Source organism: Cupriavidus cauae (genome assembly GCF_026210475.1).
Lineage (GTDB): Bacteria > Pseudomonadota > Gammaproteobacteria > Burkholderiales > Burkholderiaceae > Cupriavidus > Cupriavidus cauae.
In genome coordinates this window covers 1,825,861-1,851,745 of sequence record NZ_CP080294.1, presented here as the reverse complement: position 1 = coordinate 1,851,745, position 25,885 = coordinate 1,825,861, and the positions used below count along the sequence as shown (strand labels likewise).

Annotated in this window: 22 protein-coding genes; 12 read left to right on the top strand and 10 right to left on the bottom strand. The window is 68.6% G+C overall.

The features are described 5' to 3' along the window. The first annotated feature begins 246 nt into the window (after positions 1–246). Positions 247–2,721, top strand: a complete 2,475-nt coding sequence (locus KZ686_RS23495) for a penicillin acylase family protein (protein ID WP_265633850.1) — start codon at positions 247–249, stop codon at positions 2,719–2,721. A 69-nt stretch (positions 2,722–2,790) separates the two neighbouring features. Here KZ686_RS23495 and KZ686_RS23490 read toward each other — a convergent pair whose 3' ends face one another. Then, positions 2,791–3,660 (bottom strand): NAD(P)H-dependent oxidoreductase, encoded by an 870-nt coding sequence (locus tag KZ686_RS23490; protein ID WP_265633849.1) that lies wholly within the window; start codon positions 3,658–3,660, stop codon positions 2,791–2,793. Between the two features lie 91 nt (positions 3,661–3,751). Here KZ686_RS23490 and KZ686_RS23485 point away from each other — a divergent pair, with 91 nt between their 5' ends. Beyond that, complete coding sequence (locus KZ686_RS23485; RefSeq protein WP_265633848.1) at positions 3,752–4,645, top strand: LysR family transcriptional regulator; 894 nt, start codon at positions 3,752–3,754, stop codon at positions 4,643–4,645. 60 nt (positions 4,646–4,705) lie between these two features. On the opposite strand, the gene KZ686_RS23480 is transcribed toward KZ686_RS23485, so the two are convergent. Further along, on the bottom strand, positions 4,706–5,611 hold the full coding sequence (locus KZ686_RS23480) for a LysR family transcriptional regulator (RefSeq protein ID WP_265633847.1): 906 nt from the start codon (positions 5,609–5,611) through the stop codon (positions 4,706–4,708). 183 nt (positions 5,612–5,794) lie between these two features. Between KZ686_RS23480 and KZ686_RS23475 the strand changes: the two genes are divergently transcribed. Next, positions 5,795–7,234 carry an SGNH/GDSL hydrolase family protein gene (locus tag KZ686_RS23475; protein ID WP_265633846.1) on the top strand — a complete coding sequence of 480 codons (1,440 nt, stop codon included), beginning with the start codon at positions 5,795–5,797 and terminating at the stop codon, positions 7,232–7,234. A 24-nt stretch (positions 7,235–7,258) separates the two neighbouring features. Here the strand turns inward: KZ686_RS23475 and KZ686_RS23470 are convergent, their stop codons facing one another. Then, positions 7,259–7,834, bottom strand: coding sequence for a TetR/AcrR family transcriptional regulator (locus tag KZ686_RS23470; protein WP_265633845.1), 576 nt, complete (start codon positions 7,832–7,834; stop codon positions 7,259–7,261). 154 nt (positions 7,835–7,988) lie between these two features. Here KZ686_RS23470 and KZ686_RS23465 point away from each other — a divergent pair, with 154 nt between their 5' ends. The 4 genes from KZ686_RS23465 to KZ686_RS23450 all read left to right on the top strand — a co-directional run bounded on the left by KZ686_RS23465 (position 7,989) and on the right by KZ686_RS23450 (position 14,007). Beyond that, positions 7,989–9,257, top strand: coding sequence for a Bcr/CflA family efflux MFS transporter (locus tag KZ686_RS23465; protein WP_265633844.1), 1,269 nt, complete (start codon positions 7,989–7,991; stop codon positions 9,255–9,257). Between the two features lie 175 nt (positions 9,258–9,432). Next, positions 9,433–10,200 (top strand): SDR family NAD(P)-dependent oxidoreductase, encoded by a 768-nt coding sequence (locus KZ686_RS23460; protein ID WP_149316058.1) that lies wholly within the window; start codon positions 9,433–9,435, stop codon positions 10,198–10,200. Further along, positions 10,187–11,968 (top strand): alpha,alpha-trehalase TreF, encoded by a 1,782-nt coding sequence (treF, locus tag KZ686_RS23455; protein ID WP_265633842.1) that lies wholly within the window; start codon positions 10,187–10,189, stop codon positions 11,966–11,968. The genes KZ686_RS23460 and treF overlap by 14 nt, the downstream gene beginning before the upstream one ends. 239 nt (positions 11,969–12,207) lie before the next feature. Continuing rightward, a complete protein-coding gene (locus KZ686_RS23450) occupies positions 12,208–14,007 on the top strand; it encodes a methyl-accepting chemotaxis protein (RefSeq protein ID WP_265633841.1) in 1,800 nt (599 codons plus the stop codon). 109 nt (positions 14,008–14,116) lie between these two features. Here the strand turns inward: KZ686_RS23450 and KZ686_RS23445 are convergent, their stop codons facing one another. The 3 genes from KZ686_RS23445 to KZ686_RS23435 all read right to left on the bottom strand — a co-directional run bounded on the left by KZ686_RS23445 (position 14,117) and on the right by KZ686_RS23435 (position 16,584). Then, complete coding sequence (locus KZ686_RS23445; protein ID WP_149316061.1) at positions 14,117–14,596, bottom strand: carboxymuconolactone decarboxylase family protein; 480 nt, start codon at positions 14,594–14,596, stop codon at positions 14,117–14,119. A gap of 97 nt (positions 14,597–14,693) precedes the next feature. Further along, positions 14,694–15,512 (bottom strand): RNA polymerase sigma-70 factor, encoded by an 819-nt coding sequence (locus KZ686_RS23440; RefSeq protein WP_265635392.1) that lies wholly within the window; start codon positions 15,510–15,512, stop codon positions 14,694–14,696. A gap of 379 nt (positions 15,513–15,891) precedes the next feature. Continuing rightward, positions 15,892–16,584 (bottom strand): putative glycolipid-binding domain-containing protein, encoded by a 693-nt coding sequence (locus KZ686_RS23435; protein ID WP_265633840.1) that lies wholly within the window; start codon positions 16,582–16,584, stop codon positions 15,892–15,894. Positions 16,585–17,371: 787 nt separating this feature from the next. Here KZ686_RS23435 and oxlT point away from each other — a divergent pair. After that, positions 17,372–18,694 (top strand): oxalate/formate MFS antiporter, encoded by a 1,323-nt coding sequence (oxlT, locus tag KZ686_RS23430; protein ID WP_149316063.1) that lies wholly within the window; start codon positions 17,372–17,374, stop codon positions 18,692–18,694. Between the two features lie 192 nt (positions 18,695–18,886). On the opposite strand, the gene KZ686_RS23425 is transcribed toward oxlT, so the two are convergent. The 3 genes from KZ686_RS23425 to KZ686_RS23415 form a co-directional block, all read right to left on the bottom strand. Beyond that, entirely contained in the window at positions 18,887–19,156 is a 270-nt protein-coding gene (locus KZ686_RS23425; RefSeq protein WP_265633839.1) for a Txe/YoeB family addiction module toxin, read from the bottom strand. Beyond that, complete coding sequence (locus tag KZ686_RS23420) at positions 19,153–19,416, bottom strand: type II toxin-antitoxin system Phd/YefM family antitoxin (protein ID WP_149316065.1); 264 nt, start codon at positions 19,414–19,416, stop codon at positions 19,153–19,155. Before KZ686_RS23420 ends, KZ686_RS23425 begins: the two co-directional genes overlap by 4 nt. A gap of 194 nt (positions 19,417–19,610) precedes the next feature. Further along, positions 19,611–20,510, bottom strand: coding sequence for a LysR substrate-binding domain-containing protein (locus KZ686_RS23415; RefSeq protein ID WP_265633838.1), 900 nt, complete (start codon positions 20,508–20,510; stop codon positions 19,611–19,613). Between the two features lie 156 nt (positions 20,511–20,666). Between KZ686_RS23415 and KZ686_RS23410 the strand changes: the two genes are divergently transcribed. Both KZ686_RS23410 and KZ686_RS23405 read left to right on the top strand, forming a co-directional pair. Further along, on the top strand, positions 20,667–21,065 hold the full coding sequence (locus KZ686_RS23410; RefSeq protein ID WP_150083826.1) for a RidA family protein: 399 nt from the start codon (positions 20,667–20,669) through the stop codon (positions 21,063–21,065). Further along, the gene (locus KZ686_RS23405) at positions 21,062–22,192 is read left to right on the top strand and encodes an NADH:flavin oxidoreductase (RefSeq protein WP_265633837.1); all 1,131 of its coding nucleotides are present in this window, start codon (positions 21,062–21,064) and stop codon (positions 22,190–22,192) included. Before KZ686_RS23410 ends, KZ686_RS23405 begins: the two co-directional genes overlap by 4 nt. 18 nt (positions 22,193–22,210) lie before the next feature. Here the strand turns inward: KZ686_RS23405 and KZ686_RS23400 are convergent, their stop codons facing one another. Next, complete coding sequence (locus KZ686_RS23400; RefSeq protein WP_149316069.1) at positions 22,211–22,576, bottom strand: TraR/DksA family transcriptional regulator; 366 nt, start codon at positions 22,574–22,576, stop codon at positions 22,211–22,213. 233 nt (positions 22,577–22,809) lie between these two features. On the opposite strand from KZ686_RS23400, the gene KZ686_RS23395 reads away from it, so the two are divergent. Then, positions 22,810–24,273: an MFS transporter gene (locus KZ686_RS23395; protein WP_149316070.1), complete on the top strand. Its 1,464-nt coding sequence runs from the start codon at positions 22,810–22,812 to the stop codon at positions 24,271–24,273. Beyond that, positions 24,270–25,871 carry an FGGY family carbohydrate kinase gene (locus KZ686_RS23390; RefSeq protein WP_265633836.1) on the top strand — a complete coding sequence of 534 codons (1,602 nt, stop codon included), beginning with the start codon at positions 24,270–24,272 and terminating at the stop codon, positions 25,869–25,871. The genes KZ686_RS23395 and KZ686_RS23390 overlap by 4 nt, the downstream gene beginning before the upstream one ends. The last annotated feature ends 14 nt before the right edge of the window (positions 25,872–25,885 follow it).

Genomic DNA, 25,885 nt, shown 5'->3' with positions numbered 1-25,885 from the left:
ATGGCCGCCTTGACCTGCGTGCCCGCCGCCCGCCCGCGGCACGCCCCGTCGCACGCCCCGCGGCACGCCCCGTCGCACGCCCCGCCGCAAGCGCCGTCGCCCGCCCCCTTCGCACCCGCGATCCGTGCGATCACCGTGCACGCCTTCCCCATCCCGCCGCCCGCTCGGCTATGCTTCGGTGGCCGGATTCCGCTGAGCCAGCCTCCGGCACGCGCTCCACCAAGACCAACAAAGCAAGGAGACCCGATGCGCATCGTCCGCCGGCGGCCCGCCGCCACCCTGCTCCGCCACATCGCCCTCGTCGCCGCTGCCCTGCCCGTGCTGGCCAGCACCGCGTCCGCAGCGCCGCCCACCGACCGTTATGCCGCTCCCGGCCTGGAGAAACCGGCCAGCATCCTGATCGACCGCTGGGGCGTGCCGCATATCTACGCCGGCACGCTGTACGACGCCTTCTACGCGCAAGGCTTCATCGCCGCGCGCGATCGGCTCTGGCAGATCGACCTGTGGCGCAAGCGCGGGCTCGGCGAGATGGCCAGGGACTTCGGTCCGGCCTATGTCGACGGCGACCGCATGGCGCGGGCGGTGCTGTACCGCGGCGACATGTATCGCGAATGGCTGGCCTACGGCTCGGACGCCAAGCGCGTAGCCGAGGCCTTCGTCGCCGGCGTCAACGCCTACGTGGCACTGACCGAAGCGCAGCCCGAACTGCTGCCGCGCGAGTTCAAGCAGCTTGGCTACAAGCCCTCGCGCTGGCGCGCCGAGGACATCGTCCGCATCCGCCACCACGGCCTGACCCTGAATTTCACCGGCGAGGTCGACCGCGCCACGCTGTACTGCCAGGCCAAGGAGCAGGCGGTGCGCGCGGACTGGCTGCGGCGCGAGCTCGATCCGCCGATCACGCCGACGCTGCCCGAGGGACTGGATCCCTGCGCCGTGCCCGCCGCCGCGTTGAAGAAGGCCTATACGCTGGCCACCGCCGCGGCGAATTTCCCCAAGGAAGCCTGGCAGAAGGCGAGCGCCGATGCGGTGCCGGTGGACCAGCTCTACGCCGCCGTCGACGCGAACAGCGACACCGGCCGCAGCCTGGGATCGAACAACTGGGTGATCGCCGGCAGCCGCACGTCCACGGGCCGCCCCATCCTCGCCAACGACCCGCACCGGGCGCACGGCGCGCCCAGCCTGCGTTATGTCTCGCATCTGAACGCGCCCGGCCTGTCGGTGATCGGCGCCGGCGAGCCCTTCCTGCCCGGCATCTCGATCGGCCACAACGGCACCATCGCCTTCGGCCTGACGCGCTTCTACATGGACCAGGAAGACCTGTACGTCTACGAGACCGATCCCGCGCAGCCCAAGTCCTACCGCTATCGCGGACGCTGGGAGCCGATGGAGACCATCACCGAGAAGATCACGGTCCGCGGCGAGGCCGAGCCGCGCACGGTGACCATCGACTTCACGCGCCACGGTCCGGTGCTGCATGCCGACGGCGCGAGCCATCGCGCCTGGGCGCTGCGCGCGGCCTGGCTCGATACCGGCATGGCGCCCTACTTCGGCTCGATGGACTACATGCGGGCAACCAACTGGGACCAGTTCCGCGCGGCGATGAACCGCTGGGGCGCGCCCGGTGAAAACCAGGTCTATGCCGACCGCAACGGCAATATCGGCTGGATTCCGGGCGGCCTGACGGTGATCCGCCCGAATTGGGACGGCCTGTTCCCGGTACCGGGCGACGGCCGCTACGAGTGGGCCGGCTACCGCAACATGGACGAGCTGCCGTGGGCCTACAACCCATCCACCGGCCATATCGTCACGGCCAACGAGAACAATATTCCGCCGGATCATCCGGCCGCGAAGCTCGGCGTCGGCTACGAATGGAGCGACAGCTCGCGCGCGCGCCGGCTCAAGAGCCTGGTCGCCGCCGCGCCGGTCAGCTCGCTGCGCGATTCGATCGCCTGGCAGAACGACACCGTGTCGCTGCCCGCGCAGCGGACGCTGGCCGTGATGCGCACCGTCGGCAATGCCGGTGCCGCGGCATCGCTGCTGCAGGACCCGCAGGTGCAGCGCGCGGTCGCGCTGCTGCGCGGCTGGGACGGCAATGTGCGCGCCGACAGCGTGCCGGCCGCGCTGTTCGAGATCTGGTTCAGCAACCATCTGCGGCAGGCGGTGGTGCGCGCCGCGCTGCCCGAGGACGCGGCCAAGCTGGTCGGCGCCGGCGATGCGGCGCGCGTGCTGGCGGTGCTGGAACAGCCGGACACGTGGATGCCGACGGCGCGGCGCGACGAAGTCATGCTGACCTCGCTGAAGGCCGCGATGGCCGAGCTCGAGCGGCGTTCACCCTCGCCGGAAAAACTGGCGACCTGGGGCACGCTGCATCGCGCGATCTTCCGCCATCCGCTCACCAACATCGTCGACGACGCGACGCGCGCCCAGTACAACGTCGATGCGGGCGGCATCGGCGGGTCCGCCTTCACGCCGATGAACACCAGCTACCGCAACAGCGACTATCACCTGACCGCGGGCGCGTCGTTCCGCATGGTGCTGGACGTCGGCAACTGGGATCAGGGGCGCGTCGTCAATACCCCGGGCCAATCGGGCGACCCGGCCAATCCGCACTATCGCGATCTCGCACCGATCTGGGCAAAGGGGCAGACGTTCCCGCTGGTGTATTCGCGCAAGGCGGTCGAACGTGCCGCGGAGAAGCGGATCGAGCTGACGCCGCGGTAAGGCGTCGTCACCGCATCGGTTGGCGTCGAAGATGCGGCAAGCGGGCGTGCCTTGTGCACGCCCGCTTTTTTAGCCCACCGCCTGCAGCGACCGTGGCGCGATGGCCTCCTGCGAGGGCGACAGCGACAGCGACGGCGACTCCGCAGGCGCAGGCGCGGGCGCTGGCGAGACATGTACCCCAAACCCCGTGCGCCCCGGCGCGAGGTCATCCCGCAAGGTCAGCTGCGGAATCGCATAGTCCCCGCCGTTCTGCCGGCGAAATGGAATCGGCGGCGTCGTGTCCAGCCGATCCAGCCGCTGGCCGAGTTCCTCCCGGATGGTGGCAAAGCGCGCCGCATCGACGCGGCCGGTCCGGTAGACCACGTAGGGCGGCAACACGTCGAAGCCGGGGTAATGCAGGATGCCGTGCTGGATCGGGAACAGGATGTCGTCGATCGGCCCGTTGATGCCGCGCGGGCTGTAATGCGATTCCCATCCGCCGGCGGTGACGACCAGCATCGCCCGCTTGCCGGCCAGCGTGCCCTCGCCATAGCGATCGCCCCAGCGCGCATCCGAGTGTTCGCCCACGCCATAGGCAAACCCGTAGGCATAGACGCGTTCCACCCAGCCCTTCAAGATCGCCGGCATCGAGAACCACCACAGCGGAAACTGCAGGATTACCGCATCGGCCCACAGCAGCTTGCGCTGCTCGGTGGCGATGTCCTCGCTTTGCCTGCCATGCTCGAACGCGTGTTTGGAGTCCAGCGACGCATCGAAGCGCTCGCCGGCCCGATGGTCGAGGTTGTCCGCGGCGTCGAGCGTGGCCTTCCACTGCATCGCGTAGAGATTGGATACCTGCACCGTATGGCCGGCCGCGTTCAGCCGCTCGACGGCAAAGTCGCGGATCGCCCCGTTCAGCGAGCGCGGTTCGGGATGCGCATAGACCAGAAGAACGTTCATCGTGAGCCTCCATTGCCCGTTGCAAGAGGAGGCCAGCTTAGGGTCGCGTCCGGTATATTGGAAATGAATTTCTGAAATTCCAGGTATTGCCATGAACAATTTCGGACGGCTGGATCTGAACCTGCTGATCACGCTCGACGCCCTGCTCGCGGAGCGCAATGTCACGCGTGCGGCCGAGCGGCTGCATCTGTCGCAGCCCTCGGTCAGCGTGCAGCTGGCCAAGCTGCGCGAGACGCTGGGCGACCCGCTGCTGCTGCCGGGCCCGCGCGGCATGCGGCCAACCGCCCGTGCCGAGGCGCTGCGCGAACCCTTGCGCGAAGCCCTCGAGGCGCTGCAGCGGGCGGTATCTCCGCAGGGTCCGTTCGATCCGGCGCTGGCGACCGACACCTGGCGCATCGCCGCTTTCGACTACGCGGAGTCGACGATCGTGCTGCCGCTGCTGCACGGCCTGCGCGCGATGGCCCCCGGCACCCGCCTCGCGGTCGTGCAGGCGGTGCCGTCGCTGCTGGCGCGGCAGGCGGAACAGGGCGAGATCGATCTGGCCTTCCATACGACCGAGGGCGCGCCGCCGGGCCTGCATCGCCGGCCGCTGTTTACCGAGCGCTATGTGCTGGTCGGCCGCGCCGGCCACCCGGGCCTGAAGCGCAAGCCGACGCCGGCGCAGTTCTGCAGGCTCGAACACGTGATCGTGTCGCCCGATGGCGGCGGCTTTCACGGGCCGACCGACCAGGCATTGGCCGCGCGCAGTCTGTCGCGCCGGGTCGTGCTGTCGGTGCCGCATTTCCTGTTCGTGCTGTCCGTGCTGGCCAGCACCGATCTGGTCGCGATGCTGCCGTCGCGGCTGGTGCGCGACGCCGCCGGCCTGAAGGTGGTCGAAGCCCCGATCGAGATACCGGGCTACGAGATGTCGATGCTGTGGCACGAGCGCGCCCATCGCGACCCGGCGCATCGCTGGCTGCGCGACACCATCGTGGCATCGGTGTAGTCCCGGGCCCGGGCAGCGCTGCACGGGCAGCCCTGCACAAAACAGCTTGCGCGGGCAGCCTTACACCGGCTGCATACCGGGCAGCAAGGGGATGCGCTCGGCAAGGAAGTCCATCAACACGCGCACGCGGGCCGGCTGATAGCGGCGGCTCGGATAGACGAGGAAGGCTTCCTGCGCGCTGCCATGCCAGCGTGGCAGCACGCGCACCAGCGTGCCGTCGTCCAGCAGATCCTGCACCAGCCAGGCCGGCGTCAGTCCGAAGCCGGCGCCGTCGACAAAGCCCTCGCGCATCGCCAGCGAGTTGTTGACGCGATAACGGCAGAGCGCCTCGATCGTGGCCGGGCCGTTCGGCCCTTCCATCACGATCGCGTCGCCACCGGCCAGCCACGTGAAACGCAGCATGGGCACCGACGCCAGGTCCGCGGGATGGCGGACGCGCTTGTGCCGCGCCATCAGCGTGGGGCTCGCGACCAGCATGCGTGGCGACACGGCGATGCGCCGCGCGACCACATTGGGCGGCAGTTGCGCCCCGAGCCGCAGCGCCAGATCGACGCCCTCGGCCACCAGGTCGACATAGCGGTCGTCGAACAGCAGTTCGACCTCCACCTCGGCATAGCGCTGCTGGAACGCCAGCACCAGCGCGTTCAGGCGCAGCACGCCGAAGCTGACCGGCGCGCTCAGGCGGACCAGTCCGGACGGACGCTCGGCCTGCCCCTGCGCATCGCCGACGGCCTCGCCGAATTCCTCCAGCACGCGCCGCGCACGCTCGTAGAAACGGCGCCCGGCCTCGGTCGGGGACAGGCTGGTGGTGCTGCGCTCGAGCAGCCGTACGCCGAGCTGCTTCTCCAGAGCTGCCACCACCTTGCTGATGGTGGGCTGCGACGCCTGCTGTTCGCGCGCGACGGCCGACAGGCTGCCCAGTTCGACGGTCCGGACGAAGGTCTGCATTGCGCGAATGGTGTCCATGAAGGAGTTCCTGACAGGGTTGAGCCGCAACGCGCGTAGCGGGTAGCGGGTAGCGGATCGTGGGTCTCATTCCAATATCGAATGACCGACATGCCATTCTGCCATCTTCTGCAAGATGTCGGCATACCGTAGCTTGGCGCCTGTACCGGCCTGCGGCCGGGCTTCCACAGGACGATTCGAACCATGCCGACCTCTTTTGCTCATGCCCTTCCCCGTGCCTTTCCCCGTGCCCTCCGCCAACGCTGGCTGCGCACCTGCGCCGCCATCGCGCTGGGCACCGCGGCGCTTGCCGCGTTCGCCACCGAAACGCCCACGGCCCACTGGCTGCCGACCTGGACCGCCAGCGAGCAGCCGGTCTGGCAGGCCGGCGAACTGCCGCTGCCGACCGGCGTGCCGGCACGGCTCGACAACCAGACGCTGCGCCAGATTGCAAGGATCAGCGTCGGCGGCGCGCGTGCACGCTTGGTGCTGTCGAACCGATACGGACGCGAGCCGGTGACGATCGGCGCGGCGCGGATTGCGCTCGCCGCCGGGCGCGGCGGCATCGATGCCAGAACCGATCGCGCGGCGACCTTCGGCGGCAGTCCGTCGATCACGATCCCGGCCGGTGCCACCGTGACGAGCGACGCCATCGAGCTTGCACTGCCGCCGCTGAGCGAACTCGCGGTCAGCCTGCATCTGCCGAAGCCCATCCGGCCCGGCGGTTTTCATTGGGATGGCCGGCAGACCGCCTGGCTGGCACCGGGCGACGCCACGCGCGATGCCACGCTGCAGGATGCAACGTCCTTCAGCGGCAGGCTGCTCCTCGCCGCCATCGAGGTAGAGGCGAGTCACGGCGCGGGGGCCGTGGTCGCGATCGGCGATTCGATCACCGAAGGCAATGGCTCGACGGTCGACGCCAATCGCCGCTGGCCCGACGGCCTCGCCGCACGGCTCGCGCCGCAGGGCCTGGCGGTGCTCAATGCCGGCATCTCGGGCGGCCAGCTGTTGCGTGACGGCATGGGCGAGTCCGCGCTGGCGCGCTTCGAGCGCGACGTTCTCGGCCAGACGGGCGTGCGCGCGGTCATCGTCGCCATCGGCATCAACGACATCGGCTGGCCAGGCTCGACCTTCGCCGCGCGGACGCCGCTACCGGACCCCGCCGCGATGATCGAGGGCTATCGCGCGCTGATCCGGCGATCGCACGAACGGGGCATTCGCGCGATCGGCGCCACCATCACGCCGTTCGCCGGCGCGCTGGCCGGCACGCCGATCCGCGGCTACGACGCGCCGCCGCGGAAAGAAGCGCTGCGGCAAGCCATCAATGCGTGGATACGCGACAGCGGCGAATTCGATGCCGTCGCGGATTTCGATGCGGCGCTGCGCGACCCGGCACGCCCGGAGGCAATGCTGCCGCGCTACGACAGCGGCGACCATCTGCATCCGGGCGATGCGGGCTATCGACGAATGGCGGAAGTCGCCGCAGCTGCGGTCGCCGGGGTCGCCGGGGTCGCCGGGGTCGCCGGGGTCGCCGGGGTCGCCGAGGTTGCCGAGGTTGCCGAGGTTGCCGAGGTCGCCGGGGTCGCCGGGGTCGCCGGGGTCGCCGTGGGCGCAGCGGTCGCACCAAGCGCCGCGACCGACTGAACGGCGTTGCCGGCGCCGCGCAATCTATCGGCGATCGTCGGTCAACCTCGCCACCGCCGCCTGCAGGATCTCGTCGGACAGCGCCGGCTCGTCGACCGCGCGCGACAGCATCAGCGCGCCGACGATCTGCGACAGCACGGCCAGCGCCTCGGGCCGCGACATCTCCACGCCCGCCTGCCGCTTCATCTCGGTCAGCAGGCCGGCATAGTCCTCGACCGCCTTCGAGAACACGGCCCGCACCGGTTGCGCGCGATGGCGCGTATGGCCGCTGCACGCGGCGAGCAGGCAGCCGCGGTCCGCCGCATCACGGTGCGTCGCCGACAGATAGCGCTCGACGAAGGCGGCGAAGGCCTGCTCGCCGCCCTGCTCGCGCATCCGCTGCCAGAACGCCAGGTTTTCCTCCAGCGCCTGCTCGCTGGCCTCGCGCGCGAGCTCCTCCTTCGAGGTGAACTGCTTGTAGAAGCCGCCCTGCGTCAGGCCCGCCGCCTTCATCAGGTCGGCAATGCCGATGCCGTCGAAACCATGCTCGCGAAACAGCCGGCTCGATGTCTCGACGACCCGCCGGCGGTTCTCCTCGGCCTGTGCGCGACTGACCCGCATCTTGCTCTCCTGTCATATGGCGCGGTCGCCGCTTCGGCGCTCCGCCCAAAAATAGATGTTGATCTAAATCTAAAACGCATTTAGATTGCGATCACCATCATAACCACTTGCCGACGCCGCTGACCAGCGTGCCGGGAGAAACAGGATGCAGAACATGCCAGCCGACGCGGGCGCCAACGCCATCACCGCTGCCAACGCCGCCGCGACCGCCGCCAGCCCCGCCACTCCTACCGCTCCCACCACCCGCACGCTGACCGGCAGCACGCTGGCGATGCTCGGCGGCCTCGCCGCGCTGGGCGCGCTGGCCACCAACATCATCCTGCCGGCCTTCCCCGCGATGGGCGCCAGCCTCGGCGTGCCGGTGGCCGAACTGGGGGCCGCGCTCAGCAGCTTCTTCCTGGCCTTCGCGATCGGCCAGCTGGTCGCCGGTCCGCTGTCCGACCGCTGGGGACGCCAGCCCCTGGTGCTCGGCGGCCTGGCCGTCTTTATCGCCGGCAGCCTGATCTGTGCCGCCGCCGATACGCTGGGCATGCTGATCGCCGGCCGCGTGGTGCAGGCCTTCGGCGTCTGCGCGGCCTCGGTCCTGTCCCGGGCGATCGCGCGCGACCTGTTCGATGGCGCCGCGCTGGCGCGCGCGCTCGCCTTGACGATGGTGGCGATGGCCGCCGCGCCGGGCTTCTCGCCCTTGATCGGCAGCGCGCTCGACAGCTGGCTCGGCTGGCGCTCGGCCTTTGTCGCGCTGGCAGTGGCGGGCGCGGCATTGGCGCTCCACTACCGGCTTTCGACCGGCGAGACCCACGCACCCGATCGCCGCCAGGCGGTGTCGATGGGCAAGGTCCTGCGTGGCTATCTCGCGCTGCTGGCCGACCGCCGCTTCATCCTGTCGGCGGGCGCGGTGGGCCTGATGACCGGCAACACCTTCACCTTCTTCGCCGCCGCGCCGCGCGTGCTGATGGGCAAGCTCGGCTTGTCTTCGCTGGCGCTGGGGCTGTTCTTCGCCATCACGGTGTTCGTCGTGTTTGCGGCCGGCTTTCTGGCGCCGCGGCTCGCCAAGGCCCGTGGCCTGCGGGCGGTCGCCTTGTCCGGCATCGTGATCGCGGCCGCCGGCGGCGCCGCGCTGATGGCCGTGCCGGGGACATCGCTGGCGGGCTTCGTCGGCGGGATCGCGGTATTCCTGTTCGGCATGGGGCTGGTCAATCCGCTGGCCACCGCGATGACGCTGCAGCCCTTCGGCCGCGAAGCCGGTGCCGCCTCGGCGTTGCTGGGTTTCCTGCAGATGTTCTGCGCCGCGCTGGGTACCGCGCTGGCGTCCTTGCCCTCCGACGCCCCGGCACGCCTGCTCGGCATGGTCATTGCAACGGCCTCGGTCCTCGGTCTGCTGCTGTTCCTGCAAACCCGCAGCCCGGTGAAAGCCGGGCAATAGCACCGCCTGAGGCCTTTCTCAGCCATTTTCCGCCAGGCTCAGCCGGTCTCAGCCAGTCCCATCCTTGCCCGAGCGGGCCGGAACTTCACGCCGGCGCACCGACTCACACCGGCATACCTGTCCCGCAGGATCGGCCGCTTCCGTTTCGGCGGCCTCACCGTCAAGAGGTGCGCAGATGAGACTGCAAGGCAAGACTGTGCTGGTGACCGGCGCCGCCTCCGGCATCGGCCGCGGCATCGCGCTGCGGCTGGCAAGCGAAGGCGCCAACGTGGTGGTCGCGGTGCATCGGCTCGACGAACGCTCCGAACAGGTGTGCAAGCAGATCCGCGAGGCCGGCGTGCAGGCATGGCCGGTGCAAGGCGATGTCGCCGGCGTGGACGAGGTCGAGCGCCTGTTCCGCGAGGCCACCGCTGCCGCCGGTTCGATCGACGCGCTGATCAACAACGCCGGCATCGAGATCCGTGCCACGTTCGGCGAGGTCACCGAGGAAGACTACGACCGCGTGCTGAACGTCAACCTGAAGGGCCCGTTCTTCCTGTCGCAGCAATTCGTGCAGCATTGCCGCCAGCAGGGCCGCGGCGGCAAGATCGTCAATATCAGCTCGGTGCACGAGGACCTGCCCTTCCCCAACTTCACCAGCTACTGCGTCAGCAAGGGCGGACTGCGCATGCTGATGCGCAACCTCGCGATCGAGCTGGCGCCGCTCGGCATCACCGTCAACAACATCGCGCCGGGGGCGATCCAGACCCCGATCAACAAGGGCTTGCAGCAACGCCCCGACCAGCTGCGCGCGCTGCTGGCCAATATTCCGCTGGGCCGGCTGGGCGAGCCGGGCGACGTGGCGGGGCTGGCCGCCTTCCTCTGCAGCGCCGACGCGGACTACATCACGGGGGCCACGCTGGTGATCGACGGCGGGCTGCTGTGGAACTATGCGGAGCAATAGAGACGCGATCCGCGCGGCGCAGGACAGTCCCTCCGGCACGGCGCATGCCGTCCCGCCCGTCACGCCGGCCGCGCCGGACGGGCCCAATGCGCAGGCTGTCGCCGAGGGCGTCCATCCCGCCGCGGAAGCCGCCACCCGCGAGCCGGCGGTCACCCGGCTGCCCTGCCCGCCGCCGCACCGGCTCGAGGGATGCGCGCATGCCGATGCGCTGTCCCCGGCCGAGCGCTATGGCGAGTTGTTCGTCCGCGTGCAGGCCAGCGGCATCTTCGCCGACAGCAAGACCTTTCCCGATTGCCTGCCCCTCGCCCCGCCCGAAGAGATCCTGTCCCGGTACCAACGGCAGCGCGATCTTCCCGGCTTTTCGCTGGAGGCCTTCGTCGCCGAGCATTTCGCGCGCAGCACCGTGCCGGACAGCCACTACGTCTCCAACCCCGACCAATCCCTGCGCGAACATATCGACAGCCTGTGGCCAGTGCTGACGCGCGATCCGATCGACCATCCGCCGTGGTGCTCGCTGCTGCCGCTGCCTCACCCCTATGTCGTACCCGGCGGCCGCTTCGGCGAGCTGTATTACTGGGATTCGTATTTCACGATGCTGGGCCTCGAGGCCAGCGGCCGCCACGATCTGGTGCGGGCGATGGCGGACAACTTCGCCTATCTGCTCGACAGCTACGGGCTGGTGCCCAACGGCACGCGCAGCTACTACCTGAGCCGCTCGCAGCCGCCGGTGTTTACGCTGATGACGGAACTGTTCGAGGCGCAGGGCGTGGAACCACCGCATGCGTACCTGCCGCATCTGCGCACCGAACACGCGTTCTGGATGGACGGCGCCGAACGATTGTGCCCCGGCACCGCGCATCGGCGCGCGGTGCGGCTGCCGGACGGCAGCCTGCTGAACCGCTACTGGGACGACCATGCCCGCCCGCGCGAGGAATCGTTTCTCGAGGACGTCGTCACCGCGCACCGCGGCGACCGGCCGGCCCACCTTGTCTTTCGCGATCTGCGCGCCGCCGCGGAATCGGGCTGGGACTTCAGCTCGCGCTGGCTCGACGAGTCGGCCCCCGGCACGCCGGCATCGCTGTCGACGATCCGCACCACCGCGATCCTGCCGATCGACCTCAACGCGCTGCTGTGGCATGCCGAGACGCGCCTGGCGACGCTGTGCGAACGCGCCGGCGATGCCGCTGGCGCGACCCGCTATGCCGCGATGGCGCACGCACGGCGCGAAGCCATCGAGCGGCATCTGTGGCATCCGGAACTGGGCGCCTTCGTCGACTACGACTGGCATCGCGGCGCCCGCAGGCAGTGCCTGACCGCGGCCACCGTGATGCCGCTGTTCGTCGGGCTGGCATCGGATGAACAGGCGGCCGCCATCGGCGCCACGCTGCGGGCGCGACTGCTCGCCGAAGGGGGACTGGCCACGACCTGCGTGCGATCGGGGGAGCAGTGGGACCAGCCGAACGGCTGGGCACCGCTGCAGTGGCTGGCGATCCAGGGCCTGCGCCGCCATGGCGACGAGGCGCTGGCGCACGAGATCGCCGACCGTTGGCTGTCCACCGTCGCCGGCCTCTATCGGCGCGAATACAAGCTGGTCGAGAAATACCGGCTGCGCCGCAAGGGCCGCCATGCGCTTGGCGGCGGCGGCGGCGAATATCCGCTGCAGGACGGCTTCGGCTGGACCAACGGCGTGGTGGCAATGCTGCTGCAGCACTATCCGGAGCATCCGGCGGCGGGGACGCGGGCCGGGGTTGGCGCGAACGGCAACTAAGAAGCGGCAAGCAAGGAACGGCGGCCAGGGGCAGCGTTCACTGGCATCCGCGCTGCATCGACCGGTGCTCGGGGTGTCATGCGCAACTCGTCACACCGAATCATTGCATAGGCAATTCCATACAGGAGCCAGGGTGAAGTTTGGCCAATCCCCGCCGTTAGCCATCGCGTCTGCTACCGCAGGCCTCGTCAACCGGCCGGCGCCATCGATGGCGGCCCCCTTCCTGGAATTTGCTTCGTATGTTCTCCTCCATCCGCGCGCGCATCGTCGCGCTGTGCGTGGGCATTGTCGTGGCCGCGCTCGCGGTCAATGCCGCCGTCAATTACGTGGTCGCCGACTCCTACAACGACACCGCGATCGACAGTTCGCTGAGCGCGCTGCAGGCCGGCCATGCCGGCGCGATCGCGGACTGGGTCGACGGTCATGGCCGGATGATTGCCTCGCTGCGCGACGCGGTGCTGCAGGCCGATCCGTCGGCCGCGTTGAAGCAGGTCGCGGACGCCGGCGGCTTCGTCAACGTCTATGTCGGCTATGACGACAAGCGCGCGATGTTCTCCAATCCGACCGGGATTCCGCCGGACTACGATCCGACCGGCCGTCCGTGGTATCGGCAGGCCGCCGCGGCCGGCAAGCCGGTGGTGACGCCGCCCTATGTCGATGCCGGCAGCGGCAAGCTGGTGGTGGCCTTCGCCGCGCCCGTCCTCGCCGATGGCGGCGTCAAGGCGGTGGTGTCGGGCGACGTGGCGATGGACCGCGTGATCGCCAACGTCAAGGCGATCCACCCGACGCCGTCCAGCTTCGGCATGCTGGTCACGCAAGGTGGGCTGATCGTCGCGCATCCCGACGACAAGCTGACGCTCAAGCCCGTCGCCGATCTGGTGCCGGGTCTCGACGCCGCGCAGCTCGCCGCGCTGCTGACGGCCGCCGCGCCGACCGAAGTGCAGGTCGGCGGTGCCGCCAAGCTGCTGCGCGCCCGGGCGATTCCGAATACCGACTGGATCGCGGTGATCGCGCTGGACAAGACCGAAGCGACCGCGGGCATGCATTCGGTGCTGATGGCCTCCGCACTGACGCTGATCGTGATCGCGCTGGTCGCCGCCGCGCTGGCCGGCATGGCGACGGCGGCCTCGTTCCGCCGCCTGTCGCAGGTGCGCGACGTGATGGACGCGATCGGCTCGGCCGATGGCGACCTGACGCGCCGCCTGCCGGCCGACGGCAAGGACGAGGTCGCGCAGATCGCGCGGGCGTTCAATACCTTCGTCGACAAGCTGTGCACGGTGATGCGCCAGATCCGCGATGCCAGCGAATCGGTGCGCCACGCGGCCGACGAGATCGCCGCCGGCAACCTGGATCTGTCGCAGCGCACCGAGTCGGCCGCGGCCAGCCTGCAGCAGACCGCTGCGTCGATGGAGCAGATCACCGCCACCGTCGCGCAGTCGGCGACGTCCGCCAGGCAGGCCGACGATTCCGCGGTCGCCGCTTCGCAGATCGCCTCCGAAGGCGGCGTGGTGATCGGCGAGGTCATCGGCACGATGGACAAGATCGAGCACGCGTCGGCCAAGGTGTCCGACATCATCGGCGTGATCGAGGGCATCGCCTTCCAGACCAATATCCTGGCGCTGAACGCGGCCGTGGAAGCGGCCCGCGCGGGCGATCAGGGCCGCGGTTTCGCGGTGGTCGCCGGCGAGGTGCGCGGGCTGGCCCAGCGCAGCGCGCAGGCCGCCAAGGAGATCAAGACGCTGATCGAATCGACCGTCGGCGAGGTGGCCTCGGGCTCGAGCCAGGTACGCAAGGCCGGCGAGACGATGACGGCGATCGTCGGCAATGTCTCGCAGGTCAGCACCGTGATCTCCGAGATTTCCAATGCAGCGATCGAGCAGACGCGCGGCATTCAGGAGGTCAACCAGGCGGTCGGCCAGCTCGACGAGATGGTGCAGCAGAACGCCGCGCTGGTGGAGCAGTCGTCGGCGGCCGCGTCGGCGCTGCAGGCGCAGGCCAACAAGCTGGCGGGGGCGGTGGGATTGTTCCGGCTGGCTTGAAGCGGATCACGACGTCCCCCGCGCAGGCAGGAACCCCGCGTCTTGCGACGCCCCGGGGTTTCCCGCTTTGGCGGGGGACGGATCGGTTGGCCGGCGTTGCCGGCGCGCCTTATTCCAGCCCGGCCTTGTCCAGGCCGAACGCCTTGTCCGCCGACCCCGGCACCGTGCGGAACGCGACGTTGGCGCGATTCCAGCCGTTGATGCCCATCACCGCGAAGGTCAGGTCGGACAGCTCCTTCTCCGACAGCTGGGCCCGCACGCGCTCGTAGACGTCGTCCGGCACGCCGTGCGGCGGCAGCTGCGTCAGCGTTTCGGTCCATTCCAGCACCGCACGCTCGCGCGGCGAGAACAGCGTCGACTCGCGCCAGATGGCGACATGGTAGACCCGCAGCTCGCGCTCGCCGTGCAGCTTGGCCTCCTTGACATGCATGTCGAGACAGAACGCGCAGCCGTTCAGTTGCGAGGCGCGGATCGATACCAGATCGAGCAGCGATCGCTCGATCGCGCCGCCATCGATCGCGTTGCTGAAATTCAGATAGGCCTTGAACAGCTCGGGCGATTGCTGGATGTAGTTCAGGCGTTGGGTCATGGCTTTCTCTTGGTCGAAATGGCTGCGCACCGTTCGGGGCGCAAGGGTTATCACGGCGGCGGCCAGCGGCCGCCCGCCTCAAAAAACGTGGGCTCGCTCAGCAGGCGCCGCGGGCCAGCGCGATGCGCAGCAGCTTGTCCGGATTGCGCTGCGCGTGGATGCGGACGATGCGCTCGCCGTCGGTCTCGTAGCACTGCGCCGATTCCAGCTGTCCGTCGATGAAGCGCAGCACGGCCCAGTCGCCATTGAGCAGCGCCAGTTCGGCGCGTACTGTCTGCCCGTGGCGCTGCGGCCCGACCGCGAACACCTTGGCGATGCGCCAGCCGCCGACCAGCGGCTTGGGGAAGCTCGGCACCTTGCCGCCGCCGTCGCCGATCAGCTCGGCGTCCTCCGCCAGCATCGACTGCAACGCTGCCATGTCGCCGCGCTCCATCGCCTGGGCAAAGCCCTGCAGCAGGCGCAGATGCGTCTCGCGGGGGACGGCAAAGCGCGGCCGCTCGTCGCGCAGCTGCACCCTGGCGCGGCTGACCAGCTGACGGCACGCGGCTTCGCTCTTGCCGATCGCGCGGGCGACGTCGGCGTAGTCGGCGTCGAACACCTCGCGCAGCAGGAAGGCAGCGCGCGCCTCCGGGGTCAGCCGTTCGAGCAGCAGCAGGAATGCCACCGACAGGTCGTCCGCCCGCTCGGTCAGTTGCTCGGGGGTGGCGGGCGATTCGGTCAGTTCGGGTTCGGGCAGCCAGATGCCGGCGTAGTGCTCCCGCTGGGTCTTGGCCATGCGCAGCCGGTCGATCGCCAGCCGCGTGGTCACGGTGACCAGCCAGGCCTCGGCGTTGTCGATGCTGCCGCGGTCGGCCTCATGCCAACGCAGCCAGGCGTCCTGCACCACATCCTCGGCTTCCGCGACCGTGCCCAGCATCCGGTAGGCGATGCCGTGCAGGCGAGGCCGCAGCCGGGCGAAGGTCAGCGTGGCGGGGTCGGCGGGGTCGGCGGGGGCGGCCGTTGCAGCCGTGGCAGCCGTGGCAGCCGTAGCCGCCGTAGCTGCGGTGGTGCCCGTAGCTGCCGTGGTGGCCGTGGTGGCCGTGGTGGCCGGGTCCGGCCGATCGCGGGTATCGGGTGGGCGGGTCATCGCGTTCGATATCGTCAAGGGTCAATGCCATGGCACAACCGTGGCGCCGCCACGGTGCCGGCGTGGCACTGTAGCAGTCAGTTCAAACCCAAGACGTCTGGCGCGGGCCGTTTGTGACAGCGCTGCCGAGCCGCGTCGGAGAAAGCCCGTACCGCCTGCCGCCCCGCGGTCAGGCGCCGCTCTCCGCCAGCGCCCGTGCCGCCGGCATCCGGTCCCAATATGGGGGATAGCTGATCACCAGACCGGCGGCGTCGACCACCAGCTCGGCCGTGAATGCGGAGTCCTGGCCGTGATAGCCGCTCAGGCCGGTGCCGGACGCCTGCCGTTCTGCCGCCGGCCCGAGCGTCTCGTAGCGGAAGCGGCGGCGGCCGTCCGCTTCCGTGGCCAGCAAGGTGTAGCGCTGCCGGACCGGCTCGACCGTCAGCTCGGGCAGGCGGACATAGGCCATCGTGAAGACCTGGCTGGCGCCCGGCTGCCAGCTGGCGTGGCACACCGGCAGCGTGTTGGTGATCGGCGTGGCCATGATGTCGATGTAGGCGGCGTCGGCGAGGTCATCGCGCGGACCGTGCCCATCGGTCCACTGCCCGCCGTCCCACGCGAGCTGCAGGGTCCGCGTGTCGCGCTGGTACACGGTGCGGGCATCGAGCCGGACAAAGCGCCAGTCCGCTTCGCATTCGAGCCGATAGGCCAGCTCCAGCGGACCGTCGTCCCACTGCGCCTGCATCCGCCCTTCGACCCGTACGCGATCCGGGGCGTGGATCACCGCGGCGACATCCAGGCCGGTCCGCGTCTGCCAGGACCACGCCACCAGTTGAAGGTCGGCGGATGGCACATTGCCGGCCTGGGATGTCGATGGATTCATGATCGTCCTCCTTTTGCGCAGACAGGCTTGGGCGCGATGGCGCCTCGTGCAAGGCGCCGGCCCTCGCCATAGAGACCGTCAATCTACCGCGATACCGGCAGGCCGGCGATGCGCAATCGGCATCGATCGCCGGTATTCATTGGATCCGGGCGGTGGCAATACATAATGATCAGGAATAACCGGACAAAATAATCCGAAGCCAAGCCGTCCCGCCATTTATTAATCCGCCAATATTCCGTATAGCGGCGTCACGTATTGCACAAGATTGTCATGCAATACGCGTCGTCCGCCATTTTATTGGTGCGCCTTTTTTGTTTTTCATAATCATTCGATAACCACCTGAAGCGGCGCAGCATAGTGATTTCGGGAATGAATCCCTGCTGGTGAAAACCCTGCCATCCCTTTCACTTGACTTAATTGATATATCACATACCTTGTAACCCATCGCCACACCCAATGCGAGCGGGGCGATGACCGTGATGGCAACCGGCACCCCAACAGAGAGACACCAACGGCAAGGAGGAACGCATGGAAAACGATTCGACCGGGTCGTCCATCGCCGCCAGATCAGTTTAAGCAAGCCCGCTTCGCCCCATCCTTCAGTTCCGATCGCGCCTGCCGCCCCCGGCAGCGCAATAGCGTAGGGTTTTTTGTTTCAGGAGCGGATGTGTAACGGACATAGAAGCCAACGATACAGGAGACATTGAAATGCTAGCGACGATATCCGAGCCGAGGTGCGGCACCGCACATTCGGACAGGAAGAATCAAACGATTGAAGGAGTGCGCCATGAATAATTCGTCGACGGCGGCATTCCGCCCCAATCCCGAGGTCTCCGAAAAGACGCGCTGGATACAGCTTCTCGTTGGCGTCATCTGCATGATCGCCACCGCCAACGTCCAATACGCCTGGACGCTGTTCGTTCCGGAAATCCAGGAAACCTTCGGCTGGTCGCGCGCCAATATCCAGATCGCCTTCACCGTGTTCGTGCTGGTGCAGACCTGGCTGGCGCCCATCGAAGGCTATTTCATCGACAAGTTCGGTCCGCGCATGATGGTGGCATTCGGCGCGGTGCTGATGGGTGGGGCGTGGATCATCAATTCGCAGGCCACCACGCTGATGGGCTTCTATATCGGCGCCGCGGTCGGCGGCCTGGGTGTCGGTTCGATCTACGCGACCTGCATCAACAACGCGATCAAGTGGTTCCCCGATCGCCGCGGCCTCGCGGTGGGCCTGACGGCCGGCGGCTACGGCGCCGGTTCGGCCGCCACGATCCTGCCGATCGCCGCGATGATCGAGTCGTCCGGCTTCCAGCACACCTTCCTGTTCTTCGGCGTGCTGCAAGGCTCGCTGGCGTTCGCCGCCGCATGGTTCCTGCGCTCGCCGAGGGCCCACGAGGTCAAGGCGTCCCAGAAGCTGGTGCAGGCCACGCGCGACTACACGCTGAAGGAAGCGATGTGCACCAAGCTGTTCTGGCTGATGCTGGTGATGTTCGTGCTGGTGGTCACCGGCGGCATGATGGCCGTGGCGCAGCTCGGCGTCATCGCCAAGGACCTCGGCGTCAAGGACTTCCAGGTCGACCTGCACTTCTTCGTGATGGCCGCGCTGCCGCTGGCGCTGATGCTCGACCGGATCATGAACGGTGTCTCCCGGCCGCTGTTCGGCTGGATCTCCGACCATATCGGCCGCGAGAAGACCATGGTGATCGCGTTCTCGCTGGAAGGGATGGGCATCATCGCGCTGGGGTATTTCGGCCACAACCCGTACGCCTTCCTGATCCTGTCGGGCGTGGTGTTCCTGGCCTGGGGCGAGGTCTACTCGCTGTTCTCGGCCCTGGCCGGCGATGCCTTCGGCACCAAGCACATCGGCAAGATCTACGGCGTGCTCTACACCGCCAAGGGCATCGGCGCGCTGTTCGTGCCGATCGGCAACCTGATCATGGAGGCGACCGGCACCTGGTCCACCGTGCTCTACACCGTGGCGACGATGGACCTGATCGCGGCGTTCCTGGCCTTCATGGTGCTGCGGCCGGTGCTGGCCGGACACGTGGCGGCGTCCAGGAGCCTGTTCTCGAAGGAGGCAGCGGCAGCCGGCACACAGGTCCCGGCCTGACCGGACCCTCACCCGCCGGGAAGCGCCAGGCACACGCCAGGCACGCCGGCACCCTGCACGGGCTTCTTCGGAAGCCCGTTTTTCCTTGCAGCAGTCTTGTTCAATACAGCGCCAGGAGATGGGTTGCCGCCTGCGCCATCATTCAATCCGGAGCGCAACGATGGCGACTTTTGCACTGAGCTTGCTGCAGTCTTACTTGTCGCCGTAGTGAAGACGGCAGGCAATGATGGCCAGCTCGTCATCGTTGGCGTAGTACACAAGCCGGTTCGTATCGTCGATACGCCGTGACCGATAACCGGATAGTGTGCCCTTGAGCTGCTCTGGCTTGCCCAGGCCTTCGAAGGGATTCCGCTGCGCGTCCTGGATCAGGGCATTGATCCGTTTCAGCGTTTTTTTATCCTGCCCCTGCCAGTAGATGTAGTCCTCCCAGGCGGCGGGCATGAAGGTGAGGTGGCGCGTCATTCAGCATCCGGATCGATCAGATCATGCTTCACGCCTTTGCCGCTCCGGTGCTGATCAATTGACTGCATCAGCCGCTTTGCGTTGGCCGGATTGCTCAGCAGGTACATGGTTTCCATCCAGCTGTCGTATTGCTCTTGCGACATGATCACTGCGTTGGGTGCGTCGCGTCGCGTGATGAGGATCGCGTCGTGATCGGCAATGGCTTGATCGATGACCGCCTTCAGATTGTTGCGGGCATCGGAGAAGTGGATTGTTCGCATGGCCTTCTCCATAGAGTTGTCCAACTAATTGAACAAGTATAGCAGAGAGGCATGCGACCTTGCTCGGCGGTACATCCGAGTGTACTGGCCAGAAGTGCAGCAACCTATGCCCCGCATTCTCATTCCTTGCACCTGCCCGGCGAACTGCCAGTAGAGCCCCGCGGCCTGAGCGCAACGCGGCCCGGTCGCGTTCCCTATCGCGCAGCGGCCTCGCCGAACTCCGCCCGCACCCACTCCCGCACCAGCCGCGTCGCCGGCCGCTCGGCGGCGCGCGGGCTGTAGACCAGGTCGTAGCGAAAGCTCTCGAGCGACAGCTCGAACGGTTGCACCAGCACGCCCGAGGCGAGTTCTTCGGCCACCAGCGTCAGGCTCAGCAGGCCGACGCCCTGCCCCGCGACCGTGGCCTGGATCGCGTGGATCTCGTCGGTGAAGGACAGCCCGGCGGACACCTCGATGTCGCCGGCGCCGGCGCCTTCCAGCCAATGCCCCCACACCGCGGCGCGCGGGTCCTGCCGTACGCCGGCGCCCCACTCGAAATGGATCAGCGGTGCGTGCCGCAAGTCCTTCAGCGACGACAGCCGCAGATGCGGGCTGCAGACCGGCGCAAAACGGTCCTGGAACAGCGGCTCGACCGTCAGCCCCGGATAGTGGCCGCCGCCATAGCGGATCGCCACGTCGGCATCGCTGTCGAGATCCACCACGGCATTGGAGGCGTCGAGCCGCAGCGTCCATTCCGGATGCGCGGCGCGAAACGACCCCGCGCGCGGCGCCAGCCGCTTGGCGACGAACGCGACGGTGGACGACAGCGTGGCGATATTGGCCGCGCGCTGGCGCTGCACCAGTTGCACCGCGCGTTCGAAGCCGTCGAGCCCGTCCCGGATCGCCGGAAACAGCAGCCGCCCGCTCGCGGTCAGATCGACCTTGCGCGTCTCGCGCTCGAACAGCCGAACACCGAGCCATTCCTCCAGCAGCCGGATCTGGTGGCTGATCGCGGTCGCGGTCACGTTCAACTCGTCGGCCGCGCGCTTGAAGCTCAGGCGCCTTGCCGCCGCTTCGAAGGCGCGCAGCGCGCTCAGTGGGGGAAGGCGCCTCATGACGACTCCATGAATGAGTTGAACTCATCCATAACGTGAGATTTGACCATTTGTCCGGCCTGCCTGGGATCACGATACTGCGAACATTCTCCGCTGCGGTCATGAAGGCGGCCGCCTGACGGATGAAATTCCCTCAACTTTACCCCGGAGTTTCCCATGCTGCTCGAACAAGTCCGCACCAACCCCGATCCGTACGCGCCGTTCCTGCTGTCGCAGGGCATCCGCGTCGGCAATCTGGTCTTCATCTCGGGACAGGCCGCCATCGGCGACGACGGCAACATCGTCGGCCGCGGCGACTTCGACAAGCAGGCCGAGCAGGCCTTCCGCAATCTGCGGCGCGCGCTCGAGGCCGCGGGCTCGAGCCTGGACCGCGTGGCCAAGGTCACGATCTTCCTGAAGTCGATGGACAACTTCGGCAAGATCGTCGAACTGCGCCGCAAGTGGTTCTCGGCGCCGTACCCCGCCGACACCATCGTCGAAATCTCCAGCCTGTATTCGCCCGAGGCGCTGATCGAGATCGAGGCCATCGCCGTGGCCGAAGGAGCGCCGGCATGAACGCCCCTGCACGGCCGGCGCTGTTCGATCCGCTGGACCTCAACGGCCTCGCCTTGCCGAACCGGCTCGTCGTCGCGCCGATGACGCGCATCAGCGCGACGCCCGAGGGCGTGCCCACGCCGACCATGGTGGACTACTACGCGGGCTTTGCGCGCGGCGGCTTCGGGCTGATCGTCACCGAGGGCAGCTACACCGACCGCGCGTATGCGCAGGGCTATGCCGGGCAGCCGGGCCTGACCGACATGGAGCAGGCGCGCGCCTGGCGCGCGGTCACCGACGCGGTGCACGCGGCGGGGGGCCGCATCTTCGTGCAGCTGATGCATGCGGGCGCGCTGTCGCAGGCCAACCGCTTCCGCGACGAGACGGTCGGCCCATCGGCCATCGCGCCGAAGGGCATGCAGATGGGCGTCTATCGCGGCAAGGGGCCCTATCGCACGCCGCGCGCCATCGCGCCGCACGAGATCGACGCGGCGATCGCCGGATTTGCCGAAGCGGCGCGGCTCGCCCGCGATGTCGCCGGTTTCGATGGCATCGAGGTTCACGGCGCCAACGGCTATCTGCTCGATGAGTTCCTGACCGACTACACCAACCGGCGCGACGATGCCTGGGGCGGGCCGATCGGCAACCGCATCCGGCTCGCCGAGCAAACCGCACGCGCCGTGCGGTGCGCGGTCGGCGACGGCTTTCCGGTCGGCGTGCGCATTTCGCAGGGCAAGGTCAACGACTTCACGCATAAATGGGCCGAAGGGGCCGAGGGCGCGGCGATCGTGTTCGGCCGACTGGCCGAGACGGGCATCGACTTCCTGCACGTGACGGAGTTCGAGGCGTGGCAGCCGGCCTTCCCCGGCGACGCGCGCTCGCTGGTCCGGCATGCGCGGCTTGCCGCGCCGCATCTGACCGTGATCGCCAACGGCGGCCTGCACGAGCCGGCGCGCGCGCAGGACGCGCTGGCCGATGGCGCGGACCTGGTCGCGCTGGGCCGCGGCGCGCTGGCCAATCCCGACTGGCCAAGGCGCGTGGCACAAGGCATCGCACCGCGTCCCTTCGATCCCGCGCTGCTGTCGCCGTTCGGCGAGATCAAGCCCGCCGAGCTGCGCATGCGGGAAGCGTTGCAGCGAGTGGCCTGAACGGCGAGCGCTGCCGCCCTAGCTGGCGAACGTGCGCTCGCGCCGTTCCTGGCACGGCGCGCAGCGCGTCGCGGTCGGATTGGCCAGCAGGCGCGCGTACGGAATCTCCTGCTCGCAGTCCTGGCAGACGCCGTACTCGCCGGCATCGATGCGCTCGCGCGCCTGCGCGATATCGTTCAGTTCGCCGCGGTAGTGCTGCTGCAGCGCCGCGCGGTCCAGCTCCTCGTTGACGCCCTCGGCGGTGTCGACGAGGTCCTGCGGCTCCCTGGCCGGGTTGCTGGACGGACGATCGCGTCCCTGCTGATAGAGCGGCTGCAGTTCGCGCTCGCGCGCATCCAGCCGCCCGCGCAGCGCGGCAAGTTGTTCCTGGTTCAGAAGCGACATGTCGCCCTCCATCTGGTGTCATCTCGGCTGCCGCCGAGCCGTGCCATACGTGATCGACATCCCGGCTCTCCCGCCGTTCCCGACATGGCGCCGGCAGGGTTTTCCCGCTTGACTGATCAAGCTCGACGGCCTACATTGGCCGGGCAGATTCAGATAAGAGACCATCTGTAGGATGGTCTCTTAGCGCGTGCAGTTTGCTGCGGCCTCTTATAGAACAATTCAAGGAGACCGCCGTGCAAGCGCCTGCCATCCGCCTTCGTGGCATCGACGATGTCATCGCCTATATCGATTCCTGTCCGGGTATACGGGGCAGAGCCGGCCTGATCTGGTGGCTCGCACTCGGCGGACTGTTTCTCGACGCCTTTTCCAATTCCGCATTGAGCGCCGGCCTCGGGCCGATGACGCGCGATCTCGCGCTCGCGCCGGCACAGGTCGCGCTGTTGACCTCGTTCGCCTCGTGGGTCGCGATCGCCTTCAATCCGATCGGCGGCTGGATGGCCGATCGCTGGGGCCGCGTGCGTCCGCTGATCCTGGCCAAGGTGCTGGCCGTGGTCGGCGCCGTGCTGGTCGTCTTCGCGCCCACGTTTGAAGTGATCCTGGTCGGCCGTTTCTTCGTCGGCGCGGCCTACGGCATCGACTTCGCCATCGCGATGGCCGTGCTGGCCGAGTTCACCCCGGTCAAGCTCAAGAGCCGCCTCAATACCTGGCAGGGCATGTGGTACACGGCGGTCTGCACCAACCTGCTGCTGGCGCTGCTGTTCCACTCCTGGCAGGTCGGCGATGCGATCTGGCGCTATTCGGTCGCGGCCACTGCGATCTTCGGCGTGGCGATCCTGGTGCTGCAACTGCTGTTCCTGGTCGAGAGCCCGACGTGGCTGGCCCGCAAGGAACGGCTCGAGGCCGCCGCGCTCGCCATGACGCGCATCTACGGCCGCCCCTTCACCGCGGCACCGCCGGCCGAACGCATTCCGGTGTTGAACCAGGCGCGGCGGGGGCTGGCCAATGTGCTGCTGATCTTCCGCGGCATCTATCTGCCGCGCACCATCCTGGCGGCGACCGTGCAGATCGGCCAGTCGATCCAGTACTTCGCCATCGGCTGGTACCTGCCGCTGATCAGTGCGGCGCTGTTCGGCAAGGACTTCGTCTACGCCACCATCGGCGCGCTGGTCTTCAACGTCTGCGGCATCGTCGGCGGCTTCCTGTCGCCGGTCATCGGCCGCAGGCTGGGCCTGCGCCGCGCCTCCGCCTTCGGCTTTGCCGCGGTGTTCGCGATGCTGCTGGTGCTGGGCCTGTTCAACGGCAAGATGCCGCTGTGGGTCGCGGTGGTGGTGCCTTCGCTGTTCATCCTGTTCCATTCCGGCGGCCCGGGCGCCAACGGCAAGAGCCTGTCGTCGCTGTCCTTCCGCAGCGAGTTGCGCGCCGGCGCCAACGGCGTGATCGGCGCGCTGGGCGCGATCGGTGCCGCGCTCGGCCTGCTGGTGTTTCCGCTGTTCCGCGCGGAATACGGGCTGGAGAAGACCTTCCTGATCCTGTCGGTGGTGCCGCTGGTCGCCAGCCTGATCTGCTTCGCGATCCGCTGGGATCCGACCCGCACGGCCGTCCATCCGGACAACGAGGCCGATGCCCCGCAGTTCCGCGGCGACACCGAGGCGCCCTCGCCTTTCCTCAATCCCGCCATCGAGAAGTCCCGGCCATGACCCGCCCCACCGACGTCATTCTCGCCATCGACGAAGGCACGTCCGGCACCCGCGCCGCGCTGGTCGGCGCCGACGGCCATGTCTCGTGCCTGGAATACACGACGCTGACCGTCGATTCGCCGCGCCCCGGCGTGGTCGAACAGGACGCCAATGTCCTGCTCGACAAGACCCTGGCCGTCTGCCGCGCGACGCTGGCCAATGCGGACCGTGAAGGACGGCGCGTGGTGGCGCTGGCCATCGCCACGCAGCGCGCCACCGCGGTGCTGTGGGATACCGCCACCGGCCGCGCGCTGGTGCCGGCAATGGTGTGGCAGGACACGCGCTACGCCGCCGAGCTGGAACGCCTCGCCGCGGCGTGGGATGCGAAGCTGCGGCCGAGCGTCGGCCGCCCGGCCGGCGTGCGCTCGCCCTACCTGTGGGCCGCGCGGCATCTGCGCGAGACGCCGGCCGTCGCCGACGCGTGGCGCGCGCGGCGGCTCGCCTTCGGCACCATCGACAGCTGGCTGCTGTGGCACCTGTCGAGCGAACGCGCCGTCGTGACCACGCCGACCAACGCCACCTCGTGCAGCGCCTACGTGCTGGCCGAGCACCGCTATCGGCTCGACTGGCTCGATGCGCTGGGCTTTCCCGCCGAGCTGCTGCCCACGCTGCGGCAGGACGCCGACGACTTCGGCCGCACGCGGCCCGACGTGCTGGGGATCGACGTGCCGATCCTCGCCTGCGCCGGCGACCAGCTGGCCGGTGCGGTGGGCCTGGGTTGCCTGGACGCCGGCCAGTCGATGTGCCTGCACGGTACCGGCAGCTTCGTCGACCTGATCGTCGGCCCGACGCTGCCGCCGGCGATGGGCCGCTCCGACAGCACGCTGACGATGACCGCGCGCCGCCACGGCGGCCAGTCGCACTTCTCGGTCGAAACCTTCGTCGCCACCACCGGCTCGGCGCTGAACTGGATCTGCGACAAGCTGCACTGGTTCGACGACGCCCGGCAGATCAGCGCGCTGGCCGCCGGCGTGTCGTCCTCCGGCGGCGTGACCTTCATCCCCGCGCTGACCGGCCTGCGCGTGCCGCGCATGGAGCCGGCCGCGCGCGCGGCGCTGAACGGCATCTCGATGGCGACCACGCAGGCCGAGATCGCCTACGCCATCCTCGACGGCATCGCGCATTCGGTCAGCTCCTGCATCGAAGCCAACCGCGACATGGCTGGCGTCGCGGTATCGAGCCTGCTGGTCGGCGGCGGACTGTCCGGCAGCGACGCGCTGCTGCAGATGCAGGCCGACCTGACCGGCCTGCCGATCCTGCGCATGAAGGAGACCGACCGCGCCAGCCTGCGCGGCATCGCGTTCCTCGCCGGCTCGTCGGGGCTGCTGTGGGACGACCTGCGGCAGGCCCGCGCCACCACGGCCGCCGACGCGGTGTTCGAGCCGGCGATCGGCGCGGACCAGCGGGAGGCGCGCCGCGCGCTGTGGCATGCGCGCATCGCATCGGAACTCGGGAACGTCGATGCCATTGCCAATGCCCACTCGCGGGCCCTTTCACAAGCCCACTCGCAAGCCCCCTCGCAGGCCGGCGTGCATGCCGATGCCCCGGCGGCCCAATAACAAGGAGAAGCAAT

What these genes read in the sequence shown, in the direction of transcription:
- KZ686_RS23415 (WP_265633838.1), bottom strand. Translation starts at nt 20,510, where the DNA reads ATGAGGCGCCTTCCCCCACTGAGCGCGCTGCGCGCCTTCGAAGCGGCG.
- KZ686_RS23400 (WP_149316069.1), bottom strand. Translation starts at nt 22,576, where the DNA reads ATGTCGCTTCTGAACCAGGAACAACTTGCCGCGCTGCGCGGGCGGCTG.
- KZ686_RS23465 (WP_265633844.1), top strand. Translation starts at nt 7,989, where the DNA reads ATGCCAGCCGACGCGGGCGCCAACGCCATCACCGCTGCCAACGCCGCC.
- treF (WP_265633842.1), top strand. Translation starts at nt 10,187, where the DNA reads ATGCGGAGCAATAGAGACGCGATCCGCGCGGCGCAGGACAGTCCCTCC.
- KZ686_RS23390 (WP_265633836.1), top strand. Translation starts at nt 24,270, where the DNA reads ATGACCCGCCCCACCGACGTCATTCTCGCCATCGACGAAGGCACGTCC.
- KZ686_RS23405 (WP_265633837.1), top strand. Translation starts at nt 21,062, where the DNA reads ATGAACGCCCCTGCACGGCCGGCGCTGTTCGATCCGCTGGACCTCAAC.
- KZ686_RS23460 (WP_149316058.1), top strand. Translation starts at nt 9,433, where the DNA reads ATGAGACTGCAAGGCAAGACTGTGCTGGTGACCGGCGCCGCCTCCGGC.
- KZ686_RS23450 (WP_265633841.1), top strand. Translation starts at nt 12,208, where the DNA reads ATGTTCTCCTCCATCCGCGCGCGCATCGTCGCGCTGTGCGTGGGCATT.
- KZ686_RS23410 (WP_150083826.1), top strand. Translation starts at nt 20,667, where the DNA reads ATGCTGCTCGAACAAGTCCGCACCAACCCCGATCCGTACGCGCCGTTC.
- oxlT (WP_149316063.1), top strand. Translation starts at nt 17,372, where the DNA reads ATGAATAATTCGTCGACGGCGGCATTCCGCCCCAATCCCGAGGTCTCC.
- KZ686_RS23480 (WP_265633847.1), bottom strand. Translation starts at nt 5,611, where the DNA reads ATGGACACCATTCGCGCAATGCAGACCTTCGTCCGGACCGTCGAACTG.
- KZ686_RS23485 (WP_265633848.1), top strand. Translation starts at nt 3,752, where the DNA reads ATGAACAATTTCGGACGGCTGGATCTGAACCTGCTGATCACGCTCGAC.
- KZ686_RS23440 (WP_265635392.1), bottom strand. Translation starts at nt 15,512, where the DNA reads ATGCTGGGCACGGTCGCGGAAGCCGAGGATGTGGTGCAGGACGCCTGG.
- KZ686_RS23495 (WP_265633850.1), top strand. Translation starts at nt 247, where the DNA reads ATGCGCATCGTCCGCCGGCGGCCCGCCGCCACCCTGCTCCGCCACATC.
- KZ686_RS23470 (WP_265633845.1), bottom strand. Translation starts at nt 7,834, where the DNA reads ATGCGGGTCAGTCGCGCACAGGCCGAGGAGAACCGCCGGCGGGTCGTC.
- KZ686_RS23425 (WP_265633839.1), bottom strand. Translation starts at nt 19,156, where the DNA reads ATGACGCGCCACCTCACCTTCATGCCCGCCGCCTGGGAGGACTACATC.
- KZ686_RS23445 (WP_149316061.1), bottom strand. Translation starts at nt 14,596, where the DNA reads ATGACCCAACGCCTGAACTACATCCAGCAATCGCCCGAGCTGTTCAAG.
- KZ686_RS23435 (WP_265633840.1), bottom strand. Translation starts at nt 16,584, where the DNA reads ATGAATCCATCGACATCCCAGGCCGGCAATGTGCCATCCGCCGACCTT.
- KZ686_RS23490 (WP_265633849.1), bottom strand. Translation starts at nt 3,660, where the DNA reads ATGAACGTTCTTCTGGTCTATGCGCATCCCGAACCGCGCTCGCTGAAC.
- KZ686_RS23475 (WP_265633846.1), top strand. Translation starts at nt 5,795, where the DNA reads ATGCCGACCTCTTTTGCTCATGCCCTTCCCCGTGCCTTTCCCCGTGCC.
- KZ686_RS23420 (WP_149316065.1), bottom strand. Translation starts at nt 19,416, where the DNA reads ATGCGAACAATCCACTTCTCCGATGCCCGCAACAATCTGAAGGCGGTC.